Consider the following 17,253-nt stretch of genomic DNA (forward strand, 5'->3'; position numbering starts at 1 on the left):
TCCTAGAAAACAAATTCTTTAGGTTTTAATTTGTCGATCAGGGGAGGGATGTTCGTGTCAAATAATACGGTTTCTTCCCAGTTACCCTGAAAATCCAGGGAAAACAATTTGCATTGCATGACCGGATCTTTCCCAACAATAGCGCAAAGTTTGCCACCCGGTAAAATCTGCAGTCGATGTGTTTCCGTAATTGTTTCTACCGCACCAGTTAATATCATGACTTCAAAAGGTGCTTTATCCAGCCAGCCCCGGCAACCGTCACCGGTGAGCAATTCCACGTTGTTGCATTGATGTTGTTCCAGGTTTTTTCGGGCGTTGCCGGTAAAGTCCGCATAATAATCGATGCTGATGACTTTATGGCTTAACCGGCTCAGCAATGCGGTAAGATATCCTGAACCGGTTCCTACTTCAAGAACTGTTTCATGGCCGTTTAAGGCAAGGGCCTGTAAAATTTTCCCCTCCTCCAGAGGCGTCATCATACGTTCGCCGTAGCCTAACGGGATTTGCATATCGGAATAGGCGAAGTCCCGCATGGTTGCGGGCACAAAATCATGGCGGGGAATTGTGTCGTACAGTTCGAGGATAGTTTCATCAAGAACATCGCCCGTACGAAGCTGTTGTTTGACCATATTGATTCTTGCATTTTGACTGATCATGGGTATTTACCGTTACCTTGGGTGTTTGGAACGCGCCAGCCATTACTTTTTTCGCTGCAAATAAAAATTTGCCCGAACTGTTGGATTTAACGTTACAGTTATTTTCTGACCACGCAATCCAAATTTTTCGCTTTAGAAATATAATGGATGACACGCCTAGATTAAAGCGTTGCTGACATTTTATCAAGAATTGGCAAAAGGTGCGATTGATTCTCACATAATTACGAATTGATTTTATATCGAAATGAAAAAGACATGATTTTGTAGTGATGTTGTGTAAAATTTGTTATAATTTCGCAATTTTTTTGATGCCTTGAGGAGAGTGCTGTGCTTGAGCAATTTACTGAATTTCTGCAATCCGAGATTCATAAACTCAAAGAAGAAGGTTTGTATAAATCAGAACGGGTTATATCCGGCCAGCAACAGGCTGAGGTCATGGTACAGGGACAGGAAGTTATCAACCTCTGCGCTAACAATTATCTGGGTCTTGCCAATAATGGCGAATTAATTACGGAAGGTTGCAAGGCAATCGAGCGCTACGGGTACGGTATGGCGTCAGTACGGTTTATCTGCGGTACCCAGACTCCCCATAAAGAACTTGAAAGTCAACTCAGTCATTTTCTTGGCAAGGAGGATTCCATTCTGTATTCCTCATGTTTTGACGCCAACACCGGATTGTTTGAAACGTTATTAGGGCCGGAAGACGCCATTATCAGCGATGCCCTAAACCACGCCAGTATTATTGATGGTATCCGGTTATGCAAGGCGGCTCGTTTTCGTTATAACAATAATGATATGACCGATTTGGAAGCCAGACTCAAGGAAGCAAAAAACGCCCGGTTTCGTTTGATCGCAACGGATGGGGTTTTTTCCATGGATGGCATCATTGCCAATTTACAAGGCATTTGCGAACTGGCGGATCGATACGACGCCATGGTTATGGTTGATGATTCACATGCCGTAGGATTTATGGGAGATACGGGTCGGGGTACTCCGGAATATTGCGGTGTCTCCGAACGGATTGATATTCTTACCGGAACACTTGGCAAGGCGCTGGGCGGTGCTTCCGGAGGGTATACCACCTCAAACAGGGTGATTGTGGACTGGTTACGCCAACGTTCAAGACCCTATCTGTTTTCCAATACCCTGGCGCCGGTTATTGCCCATACGTCCATAGCGGTGCTTGACATGTTGTCGAAAAACCACACACTGATTGAGAAACTGAAAAGAAATACCCGTTATTTCCGTGAGGGTATGGCAAAGCTTGGTTTTACTCTGGTTCCGGGTGAACATCCCATTATTCCCGTTATGCTTGGTGATGCGGCACTGGCCGGTCAAATGGCTGATCGGTTGTTACAGGAAGGCGTGTACGTGGTGGGATTTTCCTACCCGGTTGTTCCCAAAGGTAAAGCCAGAATCCGAACGCAAATGTCAGCCGCTCACGAAATCGCTCATCTGGATAAGGCTCTGGAGGCCTTTGCCAAGGTCGGCAAGGAACTGGGAATCATTCATTAAACAAAGAACCTGTTGCGCATGTTGGACTCCTGGCCCAACATGCAATAAAACGAAAAGAAAATGGTACCAGTGGCTATTGTTGTGTCTTAAAGATAGGGCAAATATACATGAAATCGTTAGTGAAAGCGAAAAGTGAACCCGGAATCTGGATGGAAGATGTTCCCGTTCCTGATTATGGTGTTAATGATGTATTAATTAAAATTCATAAAACGGCTATTTGCGGTACGGATATCCATATTTACTCCTGGGATGAATGGGCGCAGGCGACCATTCCGGTTCCCATGACCGTTGGCCATGAATTTTATGGTGAGATTGCCGGGATCGGTTCGGAGGTCAAGGGATTGCAAATCGGACAACGTGTTTCCGGTGAGGGACATATTACCTGTGGCATGTGTAGAAACTGCCGGGCGGGGAAACGCCATCTTTGCCGCAACACACAAGGTGTTGGTGTGAACCGGCCCGGGTGTTTTGCGGAGTATCTCGCTTTACCGGCCAGCAATGTTCTGGTTTTACCCGATAATATTTCCGGGGATCAGGCCGCTATTCTTGATCCGTTTGGCAACGCGACGCATTGTGCCCTGGCTTTCGATATGGTGGGTGAGGATGTGCTCATTACCGGAGCAGGCCCTATAGGAATTATGGCCGTTGCCATCGCCCGCCATATTGGAGCGCGTCATGTTGTCATTACGGATGTAAACGATCATCGTCTCGAACTGGCTCGCAAAATGGGTGCGACCTCTGCCGTTAATGTCAAATATCAATCCATTAGAGAAGTTATGGATGAACTGGGGATGATCGAAGGCTTTGATGTCGGGCTTGAAATGTCAGGTAATCCCATGGCTTTAAATGACATGGTCAAATGTATGAATCATGGCGGGCATGTGGCCATGCTTGGCATTCCGCCCCAGGAAACGCCGATTGACTGGAATCAGGTCATTTTTAAGGGGTTGGTGATCAAGGGTATTTATGGCAGGGAAATGTTTGAAACATGGTATAAAATGATCGCCATGTTACAGAGCGGCCTTAATATTTCACCGGTGATTACTCACCATTTCCCGGTTGCCAGCTATCAGCACGCGTTTCAAATCATGGCATCGGGGCAATCGGGTAAAGTGATACTGGATTGGACTGAATGAACCGGAAGAATACGCTCCGGTAAACCGATTGTTTAAGGGCGAACTTTTCGCGCCGCATTTATTTTGGATGGAGAATCAATGTCGCAGTATATTTTTACAATGAATCATGTCAGTAAAACTGTCGATAACCAACGGGTTATCCTCAAGGATATTTCCCTGAGTTTTTTCCCGGGCGCCAAAATTGGTGTTCTGGGTTTAAACGGTTCCGGCAAATCAACTTTATTACGGATCATGGCCGGGGTTGAGCAGCAATTTGAGGGAGAAGCAAGACCTCAGCCCGGCATCAAAATCGGATATCTTGCCCAGGAACCGGAACTTGATTTAAACAAAACCGTACGGGATGTCGTTGAGGAAGGTGTTGCGGAAATCAAGGAAAAATTGCGGAAATTTGATGAAATCAGCATGCGGTTTGCCGAACCGATGAGCGACGATGAAATGAATGATTTACTCATGCAGCAGGGCGAGCTGCAAAACGACATTGAAGCGGCCGGCGGCTGGGATCTTGACAGAAAGCTGGATGTCGCGGCTAATGCTCTGCGCCTTCCTGACTGGGATGCGGTCATTAATCAGTTATCGGGAGGAGAACGCCGGCGAGTCGCCCTTTGCCGCTTGCTGCTGTCAAATCCCGACATGCTTTTACTGGATGAACCCACCAACCATCTTGATGCTGAAAGTGTTGCCTGGCTTGAGCGCTATCTGGAAGAGTTTTCCGGAACAGTTGTGGCCATCACCCACGATCGTTATTTTCTGGATAACGCCGCACAGTGGATTCTTGAGCTGGATCGCGGCGAAGGCATCCCCTATAAAGGGAATTATACCTCCTGGCTGGAACAGAAAGAGGCTCGCCTGGCTATGGAAGAAAAGCAGCAGGCGTCGCATCAGCGTTCTATCAAGGCGGAACTGGAATGGGTGCGTACCTCACCAAAGGGTCGCCATGCCAAAAACAAAGCCCGCCTGGCTCGCTTTGAAGAGATGAATTCCAGGGAGTTCCAGAAGCGTAACGAAACCAACGAATTGTATATTCCGCCCGGGGAGCGTCTTGGTGATTTGGTGATAGAAGCGATCAATCTTGGCAAATCGTTCAGTGATCGGCTATTGATTGATAACCTGAATTTTAAATTACCCAAAGGTGGTATTCTTGGAATTATCGGTCCCAATGGTGCCGGAAAATCAACGTTTTTAAAGATGATCACAGGTCAGGAAAAGCCTGATAGTGGAGAAATCAGACTAGGGGATACGGTTAACCTCGCTTATGTGGATCAGATGCGGGATCACCTTGACGATAACAAGACGGTTTGGCAGGAAATTTCTGACGGCCACGATATTATGCAGGTTGGTTCTTTCCAGATTCCATCCCGAGCTTATGTCGGGCGCTTTAATTTTAAAGGTGCCGATCAGCAGAAAAAAATGTTTCAGCTTTCCGGCGGAGAACGTAATCGAGTGCATCTGGCCAAATTATTAAAAAGCGGCGGCAATGTCTTGTTACTGGACGAACCCAGTAATGATCTGGATGTGGAAACGCTGAGATCCCTGGAAGACGCGATATTGAATTTTCCGGGATGCGTTATAGTGATTTCCCATGACCGCTGGTTTCTTGATCGGGTATGTACTCATTTAATGGCTTTTGAAGGAGATTCCCAGGTCGTTTATATTGAAGGAAACTATACGGATTACGAAGCGGATAGAAAACGTCGTCTTGGAGATGAGGCTGGCAGACCGTCGAGAATCAAATACCGACGTTTAACGGCATGATTTTTTCGGATTATAAGCTAAACTATCGGAGTCGAATCGATTTTATTACATGCCATAAATGTAATGAAACGTGATCGGTCTCCAAACCCTTTTCGGGAGAATTTTCACCATGAAAAAAATAGTATGGGCAGGGCTATCCTTATCCCTCGTGCTGTCCGGATGCGTGGAAATGGACGAATCTACCTTGATTACGGACGACGCCGGCTATGTGCATCGAACAATCCATTATCTCAAGGACAAGCGGGGACGAGATTACTTCCCGCTAAAAACAACCGCTACCGGGAAAAAACAATTTATTTTTGATCCCAAAGCTTACGCCTGGGCCGCATACGATGAAGAGGGTAACCGGGTTATGACCGGCGGTGCCTCGGGGGGAAAGGATTTTTGTGAAGACGTGGGGCAGACCTGCCGAACGGTTACCGGAACCTTTCGTCTATACAACAAAAAGGGGCTGGAATGTCGTTCCGGCGAGTATCCGGTTGAAACAACCGGTGGGGCAAAAATGCCTTATTGCATGTATTTTTTTCGAGGCTATACCATTCATGCGGCGTATGAAGTTCCTTATGCCAACTCCAGCCATGGCTGCGTCCGCGTTTTTCCCAGTGCGGCCAAATGGCTTAATGAGGAGTTTATGACGCGCGGAACCCAGGTTACGATTCTGTCTTACCCCGGTGATGATAAAAATCCTGCGAGTTAGGTTTGAATTTTAAACCTTAATTCGATCACGTCCGCATGGATGCGTACTCTCCCGGCCGTAAAAGGAATGGATTGGCCGTTTGCCGCGACAAAATTCGCGATTAATGTATTGGAATAAACCTGTCCATAAAGAAACTGGACGCTTGTGTTTTTGCTTACCTGGTAATCAGCGGATAAACCGCCGAAATATTGTACGTCGGACGGAAAATTAATCGTGCGCAGATGATCCTGTTCAGGCCCGTTATCCTGTAGAAAAATCGCCGTTAGTCCCAGTTTATCATTGAGTTGATGGCGAACGGCTGCCGCGAACGACCAGGTGTCCTCGTACCCCATGGTGAATGTGAAATTCGGACCTACGGGCGGCGGGGCGGCCGTATTTTTTATGCGTGCGAATTGATTTTGATCCCATCTGACATTAAAAACCTGAATGCTTGCCAGCCAATAAGGATTAAAAATGTGAACGTAATTCAGCACGGTGGTGGATGGCATGCGGAAATTAAATTGCAGTGCACTGTTGGCCACGCCATTTAAAAAACTGGTTCCGCGCGACGATTGTTTGATCGATGAATAATAGACCGCACCTAAAAAATTCGTCTGATTGATAACATAATACAAGCCGGCGTTATAACCAACGCCAAATCCGGATGTTCTGTTAACCAGAGTGTCGTAATCGGTTGGGCCTGGACCAACCGGCAGAGCCCAGTTGGTTTCATTGTTTTTCAGGAAATTAAAATTGATTCCTCCGCCACCGTACAACTGCGGAGTGAAACTATAGGAAAACCTTGGGGTGAATTCAACGTCCGTCAAAAGTGTTTCCGTGGCCGCATAACGGGTAACGGCGTGTCTGCCCCACATCAGATTGGAGTGGAACGGCTCGGTGACATCAACCCCAACCACCATTTTGCTATCAACCCGTGTGGCAATACGGCCATAAGGCAGAAGGCTGTAGCGGTTGGAAGAGCTGGCGCCTGTGTCATACTGAAACGTATTGAAATTTAATACATTGCCGGAAAATCTCAGATCGGCATAAAAAGCGGTTCCACCAATAATGAATTCATTTTTTTGAACTTTGAATAATTCAGCCGGGTTGCTATAGCTGATCCCGGTATAATACTGAATAACATTGGCACTGACATTCGCACAGGCAAAACCGAGCAGAGCGGCAATCGGATAGCGCATCATAATCTCTCATTCTGAAAGCGCGTCACGATAATGATTCTCAAAGACGCGCTTGAAGACATAGTTACTGGGCCGCCGCTTTTTCCGTGGGGGTGGTTTTATCAGTCGGGGCTGCGGAATCGGTTGTCGTTGCTCCGCTTTCAGGTGTTGCAGGCTGGCGCGGCATGGCAACCATTTGCATGATCCCGAGATTGCCGGAAACTTTTCTACCGACAACAAGCGTGATGGTTAATGATTGATTTAATTTTTCTTTTTCATTCTGATAAACAACCTGTAGGGGAAGTATGACTTTCCATTGATTGTCTTTTACGGTGGAAACGGTGATGTTTCCATCTATCATACCATTTACCATTAATTTTTCCGATTGGATAACCTTCAGGTTTCCCGAACTTTGCAAAGCATCGTTAAAGCTTTTCCAGCCTTGTTCGGTGAAGCATGATTTTAAGCCGGATAGTTGCTCGTTAATCGTCTTGTAGTCAAAATCAAAAGATTGTTCTGTCGCTTTTGCCGCCCAGGTCTGAATAACAGATTGTTCAATATTTGTTGTTTCAGCCGGAATTTTATAATTGCAATCTATGACTGGCTGTTTAACAGGTTCTACAAGAACTGGTACATCTGGTTGGGTGACAACCTTGTTTGCAGGTTGGATCATCGAGTCTTGCGTTCCGGATTGAGTCGGGGTTTGCGCTCCGGATTGAGCTGGTGTTTGCGCTCCAGGTTGAGCCGGGGTTTGCACTCCAGGTTGAGCCGGGGTTTGCACTCCGGATTGAGCCGGGGTTTGCACTCCGGGTTGGGCCGGGGTTTGCACTCCGGGTTGAGTCGGGGTTTGCACTCCGGGTTGAGTCGGGGTTTGCACTCCGGATTGAGTCGGGGTTTGCACTCCGGATTGGGCCGGCTGTTGGGTACTGCTTCCGGGAGAAACACCGGGTGCCTGATTATTTTCACCCGCTGTTGTTGGAGTGGGAGAAGACGTATTCTGGGTGGTATCGGCGGGTTGAGACGTTGCTGCGTAGGTATTTTCCGTTACTCCTAAAATAGCCAGTAATCCTGCCACCAGCATGGATTTTTTCATTAGTAACACTCCTTGCATTAATTAAATTCCAGCAGTTCAGCTGCTATCATTGCCGCCAGCCTGGCAGTTTTCTGTTCGTTATCCAGTGGCGGTGATAATTCAGCTATCTCAATACTTATCACTTTGCCAGTTTGTATGATGTATTTCAACAGGGGCAGTACCTGCCATGGTGTTAATCCCAGGCTTTGCGGCGCGCTGACTCCCGGAGCGAAACTTTCGGCAAAGACATCAAGACAGACTGACAAAAAGATCGTTTCGTGATTCAGTAAAAACTCATCGAGAAAAGCGGTTTGCCATGCAAAACTGCTTTGATGTATTTGTCCGGCCGTCAAATAAGAAACTTTATACTCATTGGCAATGCTAAACAAGCTTTGTGTGTTAGCAATTTTTTGTATACCGAGGCAACAATAATCAAAAGAGGTATGATTTTCCTGACAATATTGGGCGATTTGCCAAAAAGGTGTGCCGGATGTACCGTAATTTTCCTTCATGACGGGACGAAGGTCAAAATGCGCGTCAAAATTGATAATACCCAGCCTGGAATACTGTTGTGCCAATCCGGAAAAATGCCCCCACGCCACTTCATGTCCGCCGCCTATCACCATCGTTTTGTAGCCTTGTTCATGGCAGATGCCGATAGCGGATGCCAATTGTTCCTGAGCTTGCTCCAGTTGCTCATCAGTACAGGCAATATTTCCTGCGTCAATCAGGTTGACGGCATTATGACAGGCAAGTTTTGCGAATTGTCGCCGGAATGCGTTTGGTCCGCTTCTGGCGCCTGGCCGGCCCTCATTGCGCCGAATACCTTCATCACTGGCGAAGCCAAGCATCACGGTACCGGATTTATGACTTTCCAGGGATTGGGATCGTAAATCAACGCATCGGATCTGCTGAAAAAATCGTTCGCCAGGTAAACTATCCTTGCGTCCCTGCCACAGCAGGGAATCAGGTGGTTCGTAGTTTCGGATGTTAGGCAACATCGTGTTCTCCCGTTTTTCTGGTTCTTGAAAAAATAGGCATGGTATTTTGAATAATACCTTTTGAAATCCAGTTTTGTAACAAACTTTCAGGACAAGTTTCCATACATGAAATCGTGCTTAGCGAAACAAGGTCTGTTATTATCTGCCATTTTACTCCAAATGGAAGAGCAATATGTTTCTGGTAACAGGTGGAAGCAGCGGTATTGGACGAGCATTGGCCTGGGAACTGGCGAGACGAGGCAAATCGGTTTTAATAGTGGGACGACGTAAGGAAAAGTTGTCGGAGGCAAGCCGGTTTTCCCCATTGATAAGTACGTGTTGTGCGGACGTGTCAACTATGGAAGGCCGTACGGATATTATTGCCTCACTGGCTGAGGTGTCACGTTTGCAGGGGGTGGTTCATAACGCGGGCATCATCGAACCGATTGTACCTCTGGAATCCGTTGACGAGTATTCCTGGCAGAAAATCCTGGCAACCAATTTAAGCGCTCCTTTGTTTTTAAGTCAGGAATTGCTTCCCAAACTTCGGGATGGCAAGGTGCTCCATATCGGATCGGGAGCGGCCTATTTTCCGGTTTCGGGATGGGCCGGCTATTGCGTGTCAAAAGCGGCTCTTGCCATGTTGACCCGTTGCTGGCAGCTTGAGTCTGAAAAAACGTCGTTTGCCAGCGTCATGCCCGGTATTATTGATACGGACATGCAGGCGGTGATTCGACAATCCCGCTTTATGGAGCAGGAAAAGAAGGATTTTTTCAACCGACTGTATAATGAGAAAAAATTAATCTCCCCTGAAACCGTCGCCCACTTTCTAGCCTGGCTACTTTTGGATGTAGATCATGAGGCATTTCGTTCGCGGGAATGGGATATCTATGATAAAAACCATCATCAGGCCTGGTTGCCCGAATCATCCGGTGTGCCTGAATGGGAGGATTGATGTCCGTTTGCGATAGTTTGTTTCTTAATGCCACTACGGTTAATGAAAAAGGAGAGACGCTTACTGATCAGGCCATTGCCGTATCGGACGGGCGAATTTCCTGGTGCGGTAAAAGCGGACAGGTACCTTCGGAGCTGCTGCAACAAGCCGGGAGTATTGAACATTGTCATGGACAGTTAGTGACGCCGGGTTTGATCGATTGCCATACCCATCTGGTTTATGCGGGTCATCGGGCCGACGAGTTTAAAAAGCGTCTGGAAGGTGCAACCTACACCGATATTGCCACCGCTGGAGGGGGCATATTATCCACGGTTCGACATACTCGGGCCGCTTCGGAAGAAGAGCTCCTGTTACAATCGTTACCCCGTATACAATCCATGCAAGAGCAGGGCGTGACAACCGTCGAAATCAAGTCCGGTTATGGTCTGGATCCAGCCAACGAAATAAAGATGTTGCGGGTGGCCCGTAAACTTGGAGAGCTATGCGCTATCCGGGTTAAAACCACCTTTTTAGGCGCCCACGCCATTCCGCCCGAATTTAAAGGAAATACCCAGGCTTACGTTAATCTGGTTTGTGAAGAGATGATGCCGGCTATCGTTGAGCAAGGTCTGGCGGATGCCGTAGATGTTTTTTGTGAATCCATCGCCTTTAATCTGCAACAAACCGAACAGATTTTTCGTAAGGCACAAGATTTGTCATTACCGGTTAAATGCCACGCGGATCAATTATCCTCTCTGGGAGCCAGTCGATTGGCGTCAACAATGGGTGCGTTATCCTGTGATCACCTCGAATTTCTGGACGTTGATGGCGCGAAATCCATGGCCAGACAGGGAACGATTGCGGTGTTGTTACCGGGAGCCTATTATTTTCTTCGTGAAAAAAAACAACCCCCTGTCGATTTATTACGTGAGTTGGGTGTGGGTATGGCCGTCTCTACGGACTGTAATCCGGGCTCTTCTCCGACGACGTCTTTGCCGCTCATGCTGAGCATGGCGTGTCAATTTTTTTCATTGACCGTGCCGGAGGCGCTGGCTGGTGTGACCTCCCAGGCTGCCAGGGCTCTTGGTCTGGCGGATGAGACCGGTTGTATTCGGGTTGGTCTGGCCGCTGATCTGGTACAATGGTCTGTCCATGACGGTGCCTCTTTATGTTATTATTTTGGTTTTCCAATACCGCACAAAACCATGTTTAACGGGCGTTGGGTTACCGGTTCATCCACGTGCAAGAGAGATTGATTTATGAAAAAAAGCGCGTTTATCGGAGTCGTTCTGTTTTTTTTGCTGCCCAACGTTCTTTGGTCGTCGTCCACTCATACCAAAACCATTTCCATTAAAAAGGAAACGGCGACGCAAGTGACTGATATCGAATATCCCCAGGGGTTCGCAGACGGTAATATGGATACTGCGGTGGCAAATTTAATTTCCGATGCAAGACACGCGTTTGAGCAATCCGTATCCGAACAAGGCGATTTGCCGGCTGATGTGCCCGGTAAAAACGGTTTGACCATCCGTTACAAGATTATGTTTCAAAACAAGCGCGCCGCCAGTATATTGTTTCATGTGTCGTCATATTCCCGCGGTGCGGCTCATCCGAATAATAGCGTGCGAACATTAAATTTTATTGATGGGCGGTTCGTTGCATTGAACGATTTGTTTCAATCCGGGAGCCACTATATGACTAAAATAGCATCCTATTGTCGTTCAGTTTTGCAGAAAAAGAACATTTCTGATGCTCAATGGTTAGATAATGGAACAAAGGGCATACCTGATAATTATAAAAGCTGGTATTTTAGTCAGGACGGACTCACCATCGTTTTTGATACCTATCAGGTTGCCGCTTACGTTTATGGTCCCCAATCAGTAACCGTTCCCAGATCCCTCATTGCCAGTCGGTTGTCTCCCGGAATAAAAAACGCGCTGTGGGGGCAATAATGACAGACAATGACTCTTATATTGGTGCGGAAGAAAAGGTTGCCGAATTAACCCTGCGTTCGATCATCCTCGCTGTTCTTTTAACCGTTCTACTGGCCGTGTCTAATGCTTATCTTGCACTAAAACTTGGTATTTTAACATCGGCCTCCATTCCCGCCGCCATTATTTCCATGGGCATTCTGAGAATGTTTAAGAACGCTACCATTCTGGAAAATAATGCTGTGCAAACCGCGGCATCGGCCGGTGAAGCGGTTGCCGGAGGAATCGTCTATACCATTCCCGCCCTCATTATTATCCATTACTGGCATGGTTTTGATTATTTGACTAATTTCTTTATAGCTGCCTGTGGCGGCATCCTTGGTGTCCTGTTTTCAATACCGTTGCGGCGGGTACTGGTTAATGATCGGTCTCTGAAATTTCCTGAGGGACGAGCTATTGCCGAGGTATTAAAGTCTTCCGCCGAGAAGGCCGGCATTAAAGATATTTTTATCGGCGGTGCCATTGGTGGATTCATTGAGTTGCTTCAGCTTGGTTTCAAGGTGATTGCGAGCAACTGGAATTTCTGGTTTACCGCGAAACGTTCCCTATTCAGTTTCGGAGCCGGATTTTCAGCGACAATGATAGGAGCCGGGTATCTGATTGGTCATGAAATGGCGATTAGTATTTTTCTTGGCGCCATTTTGTCCTGGTTGATTGCGTTACCTGTTCTTAGCCAGTTTTATCCTGACATAGTGATGAACTATCCGGCCAAAGAGGCTGCCGTGATGCTGTGGAACAATGAATTACGCTATGTTGGTATAGGCGCTATGTTATTTGCCGGAACCTGGACGTTTCTGAAACTCATTAAACCACTGACAAAAAGTATACATATTTCCTTTCGTGCCTTTCTGGCTAAAAATCGCGATGAAGTATTACCACGTACGGATCGGGATATTCCCATGCCCTATATCCTGATTGGCGTTTTAATGATGGCCGCCGTGCTTTTTCTTTTTTTTCAGTTTATTTTTCCCTTACAGGAAGCCGGGTTGGATAGTGATTTTTCGCCAACCTTGATTTTTATTGCCGTTCTTTATGTCTTGTTTATAGGGTTTTTATTTTCCGTGATTACCGGGTATTTTTCAGGCATGGTCGGTGTGACCGCGAGTCCTGGCAGTTCTGTGGTGATTGCCGGCATGCTGTTTGCGGCGTGGTTACTGTTGACCTTGATCAATAAGACGTTGCCTTTGCCTCTGTCGGCAGTACAAATCCGCGCGGCCGAGGCCATCACTATTATTATCGGATCGGTCGTCACCGGTATTGCCGCTATTGCCAATGACAATACGCAGGATTTGAAAGTAGGTCAGTTAGTCGGTGCGACACCCTGGCGGCAGCAATTAATGCTGCTGCTTGGGGTTGTCGTTTCTTCACTGGTAATACCGCCTGTGATGCAAATATTGTTTGACGTATACGGTATTGATGGGGTGATGCCGCATGAAGGCATGGATCCGAGCCAGGCTTTACCCGCACCAACGGCCGCTTTGATGGCGGCAATTACGGAAGCGGTATTTCGCAATACGCTGCCCTGGACGATGATGTTCATTGGGGCTATTGTCATCCTGGTTATCATCGTGGCTAACCGTCTCTTTAAGCTGGAACGTTTTATCCGGTTATCCATTTTGGGTGTGGCTATAGGGATGTATTTGCCTGTCGCGTCCTCTTTCCCCTTGTTTATCGGGGGGATCATCGCATACTGCATAAACCGCAGATTGCGTAATAAAAATTTTACGGAGGAAGAGGGAAAAGAGCGCAAGCAAACAGGCGTTTTAATAGCTTGTGGGCTGGTTGCCGGCTCCGCTCTTCTTGATGTGTTGCTGGCCATACCTTTTTCGCTTCTGCGCTCACCCGACGCCTTGAAGCTGGTTGGTCATGGCTGGCATACTTACAGTGTTGTTCTAGGCGTTATTTCAACCCTGTTGCTGGCCGGTTGGATAGACAGGCGGGTTTGCGGAAAACGATAGCCCCGGACTCATGTGTGCAGGGATTTCCGTGTACGGCACATTAAGGTGTCAGAAGATCAAATGATTTACAGGATGAGGTACCAGACTCCGCAAACAATTTTTTTCCGAGCGAAAACGAAGCGACTATTGTTCTACCATAAATAATGGTTTCCTGTAGCCCGTCATGAAGGCAAAGCCGTAATGCGGGATAATGTTCACCCGGGTATTCATTTGTTCTCCTGGCACAGGAATGGAACATGAAACCCGCAATACGGCCGAAGGCCTCCTTACGGGCTACTTTTGCTTTTGCAAAAAAATATGCAAAGAAAATTTTGGTTCACGGAGCCTAGGCTCCGTGAACCAATTTTTTCCGATCGAAAACAAGGCAACCATTGTTGCGCAACAACTAATAATGTCTTGTAGCCCGTCATGAAGGCGAAGCCGTAATGCGGGAAAACGTTCATAAGTGGCACATCAAACCCGCAATACGGCCGAAGGCCTCCTTACGGGCTACTGTTTTTTCGCAAAAAATGGTGCGAAGAAAATTTTTGTTCACGGAGCCTAGAGCGTCTCTATTGTTTTTTTATGATGCAGCAGCTTGTCTCTGGCAAGCTGGGCCTGAGCCAGTTTTTCCTTTTCCCTGGCAATAATCTCAGCGGGCGCTTTGTCAGCGAAATTGGGATTATTGAGCTTGCCCTGGGCATGAGTAATGTCCTTTTCCAGCTTCATAATTTCTTTTTCCAGACGGGTTAGTTCCGCCGTTTTGTCAATAAGTCCGGACATGGGGATCAGAAGTTCAAGCTCGCCTACCACCGCAGAGGCGGAGACCGGTACCGGTTCATTTTCTTCAAGAAAATGGACCAGCGTCAGTTTGCTGAGCGACATGAGGGTAAAATTATATTTTTCCATACGTTGCCGGCAAAGTTCATCCGCATTTTTTATATGAAGTGGTATCAGTTTGGCGGGTGAAATAGACATTTCACTGCGAATGGTACGAATGGACTGGATCACTTCCTTAAGCCATGATAATTCGTTTTCGAGTTCATCGTCGATGTAACTTTCCGTCACTTGCGGGTAATCGCTTACCATGATGCTTTCACCGTTCTGGCTGGTAAGTTTGCTGGTTCGCTGCCAGATAGCTTCGGTAATAAACGGCATGATGGGATGCAGGAGCTTTAATATTTGATCGAGCACATGAATCAATGTGCGTCTGGTGCCGCGTTTCATGGCGGACAGGGTATGTTCCGCGTAAAGGATCGGCTTGGATAATTCCAGGTACCAGTCGCAATACTCGTGCCAGACAAAATCATAGAGCGTATTGGCCAGCAAATCAAAGCGATACGTTTCATAATACTGATGGGTTTGAGCGATGGTGCGTTGCAGGCGAGACAATATCCATCGATCTGCCGGGCTGTATTGAAATGCACCGTCACCGAAATCAATTTGCTCTTCATCGGTGTTTAACAGGACATAGCGGGCGGCATTCCATAATTTGTTACAAAAATTGCGATATCCTTCAACTCGCCCGATATCGAAGCGAACATTACGTCCGGTGGAGGCAAGCGAGCAGAAAGTGAATCGTAACGCGTCCGTGCCGTAGGCCGATATCCCTTCGGGAAACTCCTTGCGGGTCGTTTTCTCAATTTTATTACCCAGAGACGTAAGCATCATATTGGATGTGCGCTTGGCAACCAGGCTGTCAATATCAATGCCGTCGATAATATCGATAGGATCAAGAACATTGCCCTTTGATTTGGACATTTTTTTACCTTCATGATCTCTGATCAGGCCGGTGATAAGGACATCACGGAAAGGGATTTTTCCGGTGAATTTCAATCCCATCATGATCATGCGGGCTACCCAGAAGAAAATAATATCAAAACCGGTCACCAATACAGAGGTTGGATAAAATTGTTCAAATTCCGGTGTTCGTTCCGGCCAGCCCAAGGTGGAGAAAGGCCACAAGGCGGATGAAAACCATGTATCCAGAACATCCTCGTCCTGCTTGAGAAGAACAGATTCATCCAGTTTATATTTGAAACGCACATCGTTTTCACTGTATCCGACGTAGATGTGTCCCTGACTGTCGTACCAGGCGGGAATTCGATGCCCCCACCATAACTGGCGGCTGATGCACCAGTCTTCGATATTTTCCATCCATTGAAAATACGTTTTGCTCCAGTTTTCCGGGACGAAACGTATATCCCCTCGTTTGACGGCTTCAATGGCCGGTTCCGCCAGTGGTTTTGTTTTCACATACCATTGATCGGTTAACAGAGGTTCAATGACCACGCCTGATTTTTCACCACGAGGTACTTTTAATTTATGGGGTTCGGTTTTAACCAGAAAACCGGCTGTCGTCAGATGCTGGATGATTTTTTCACGTGCGACAAAACGATCCATGCCTTGATAGGGCAGAGGGGCGTTTTTATTAATGGTTGCCTTTTTGGTAAAAATACTAATGAGTGGCAAGTCGTGTCGTTTGCCGACCTCATGATCATTAAAATCGTGAGCAGGTGTTATTTTGACGCATCCGCTGCCAAATTCCTGTTCGACATACTCGTCCGCGATAATCGGGATCACCCGATCACAAAGAGGCAGGTGGACCCGCCGTCCAATAAGATGGCGGTAACGCTCATCCCTGGGATTCACCGCAACTGCCGCATCACCCAGTAAGGTTTCCGGTCGGGTGGTTGCGACGACCAGGGATTCTTCACTTCCTTCCACTGGATAGCGAATATGCCATAAATAACCGTCTTCCTCTTCGGAAAGCACCTCCAGATCCGAAACCGCCGTTCCCAATTTGGGATCCCAGTTGACCAGACGGGTTCCACGGTAGATTAGCCCCTCGTCATAGAGTTGTACAAAAACCTTTTGTACGGCGGCTGAGAGCCCTTCGTCCATGGTAAACCGTTCACGCGACCAATCAACGGATGAGCCGATACGCCTCATTTGCCGGGTAATTTGATTGCCGGATTCCTCTTTCCATTGCCAGACACGTTTGAGAAAATCTTCCCGAGTCATGTCCTTGCGCGATATTCCCTCATTTTCAAGCTGGCGTTCAACGATGAGTTGTGTTGATATTCCGGCATGATCCGTACCCGGTTGCCAGAGTGTTTTGGCTCCCATCATCCGGTGATAACGAATCAGGGTGTCCATGATCGTGTGCTGGAAACCATGTCCCATATGCAGGCTGCCTGTCACATTGGGTGGCGGCAGCATAATGCAGTAACTTTTTCCTTCACCATGAGGTTTGAAAAAATGGCGGGTTTCCCATTTTTCATAACAAGTTTGTTCAATGGCTTGTGGAGAATAAGTCTTATCCATGGTTTTACCTGTACTTAAAAAACCATGGATTTTAACATAGTCCTTACGGAAATGGATGGGATAATTGCAAGGAACCTGATGCGGGATGCGATTTTAGCC

Annotated in this window: 13 protein-coding genes; 8 read left to right on the forward strand and 5 right to left on the reverse strand. The window is 47.2% G+C overall.

Annotation, left to right across the window (positions count from 1 at the left end; all coding sequences use genetic code 11):
• Positions 1-2: 2 nt before the first annotated feature.
• The gene (locus tag CKW05_RS04615; protein WP_058484545.1) at positions 3-656 is read right to left on the reverse strand and encodes a protein-L-isoaspartate O-methyltransferase family protein; all 654 of its coding nucleotides are present in this window, start codon (positions 654-656) and stop codon (positions 3-5) included.
• 327 nt (positions 657-983) lie between these two features.
• On the opposite strand from CKW05_RS04615, the gene CKW05_RS04620 reads away from it, so the two are divergent.
• The 4 genes from CKW05_RS04620 (at position 984) to CKW05_RS04635 (ending at position 5,756) form a co-directional block, all read left to right on the forward strand.
• On the forward strand, positions 984-2,171 hold the full coding sequence (locus tag CKW05_RS04620; RefSeq protein WP_058484544.1) for a glycine C-acetyltransferase: 1,188 nt from the start codon (positions 984-986) through the stop codon (positions 2,169-2,171).
• 107 nt (positions 2,172-2,278) lie between these two features.
• Positions 2,279-3,307 (forward strand): L-threonine 3-dehydrogenase, encoded by a 1,029-nt coding sequence (gene tdh, locus CKW05_RS04625; RefSeq protein WP_058484543.1) that lies wholly within the window; start codon positions 2,279-2,281, stop codon positions 3,305-3,307.
• Between the two features lie 78 nt (positions 3,308-3,385).
• On the forward strand, positions 3,386-5,059 hold the full coding sequence (gene ettA / locus CKW05_RS04630; RefSeq protein ID WP_058484542.1) for an energy-dependent translational throttle protein EttA: 1,674 nt from the start codon (positions 3,386-3,388) through the stop codon (positions 5,057-5,059).
• 109 nt (positions 5,060-5,168) lie between these two features.
• On the forward strand, positions 5,169-5,756 hold the full coding sequence (locus tag CKW05_RS04635) for a L,D-transpeptidase (protein ID WP_058484541.1): 588 nt from the start codon (positions 5,169-5,171) through the stop codon (positions 5,754-5,756).
• Here CKW05_RS04635 and CKW05_RS04640 read toward each other — a convergent pair.
• The 3 genes from CKW05_RS04640 to hutG all read right to left on the reverse strand — a co-directional run bounded on the left by CKW05_RS04640 (position 5,753) and on the right by hutG (position 8,986).
• Positions 5,753-6,937, reverse strand: a complete 1,185-nt coding sequence (locus tag CKW05_RS04640) for an OmpP1/FadL family transporter (protein ID WP_082642836.1) — start codon at positions 6,935-6,937, stop codon at positions 5,753-5,755. The genes CKW05_RS04635 and CKW05_RS04640 overlap by 4 nt on opposite strands.
• A 61-nt stretch (positions 6,938-6,998) precedes the next feature.
• Positions 6,999-8,006, reverse strand: a complete 1,008-nt coding sequence (locus tag CKW05_RS15590; protein ID WP_058484540.1) for a DotI/IcmL/TraM family protein — start codon at positions 8,004-8,006, stop codon at positions 6,999-7,001.
• A gap of 17 nt (positions 8,007-8,023) precedes the next feature.
• Positions 8,024-8,986: a formimidoylglutamase gene (gene hutG, locus CKW05_RS04650; RefSeq protein ID WP_058484539.1), complete on the reverse strand. Its 963-nt coding sequence runs from the start codon at positions 8,984-8,986 to the stop codon at positions 8,024-8,026.
• Positions 8,987-9,158: 172 nt separating this feature from the next.
• Here hutG and CKW05_RS04655 point away from each other — a divergent pair, with 172 nt between their 5' ends.
• From CKW05_RS04655 to CKW05_RS04670, 4 genes are read left to right on the forward strand one after another with little or no spacing between them, the layout of a single operon-like run.
• Positions 9,159-9,920, forward strand: a complete 762-nt coding sequence (locus CKW05_RS04655; RefSeq protein WP_058484538.1) for an SDR family NAD(P)-dependent oxidoreductase — start codon at positions 9,159-9,161, stop codon at positions 9,918-9,920.
• On the forward strand, positions 9,920-11,155 hold the full coding sequence (gene hutI, locus CKW05_RS04660; protein WP_058484537.1) for an imidazolonepropionase: 1,236 nt from the start codon (positions 9,920-9,922) through the stop codon (positions 11,153-11,155). Before CKW05_RS04655 ends, hutI begins: the two co-directional genes overlap by 1 nt.
• A 3-nt stretch (positions 11,156-11,158) precedes the next feature.
• Positions 11,159-11,851: an RsiV family protein gene (locus tag CKW05_RS04665; RefSeq protein ID WP_058484536.1), complete on the forward strand. Its 693-nt coding sequence runs from the start codon at positions 11,159-11,161 to the stop codon at positions 11,849-11,851.
• Positions 11,851-13,848, forward strand: coding sequence for an OPT family oligopeptide transporter (locus tag CKW05_RS04670; RefSeq protein ID WP_058484535.1), 1,998 nt, complete (start codon positions 11,851-11,853; stop codon positions 13,846-13,848). Before CKW05_RS04665 ends, CKW05_RS04670 begins: the two co-directional genes overlap by 1 nt.
• A gap of 540 nt (positions 13,849-14,388) precedes the next feature.
• Here the strand turns inward: CKW05_RS04670 and CKW05_RS04680 are convergent.
• Positions 14,389-17,154, reverse strand: coding sequence for a valine--tRNA ligase (locus CKW05_RS04680; RefSeq protein ID WP_058484533.1), 2,766 nt, complete (start codon positions 17,152-17,154; stop codon positions 14,389-14,391).
• Positions 17,155-17,253 lie beyond the last annotated feature (99 nt).

Origin of the sequence: Legionella spiritensis, assembly GCF_900186965.1 — a bacterium.
GTDB lineage: Bacteria > Pseudomonadota > Gammaproteobacteria > Legionellales > Legionellaceae > Legionella_C > Legionella_C spiritensis.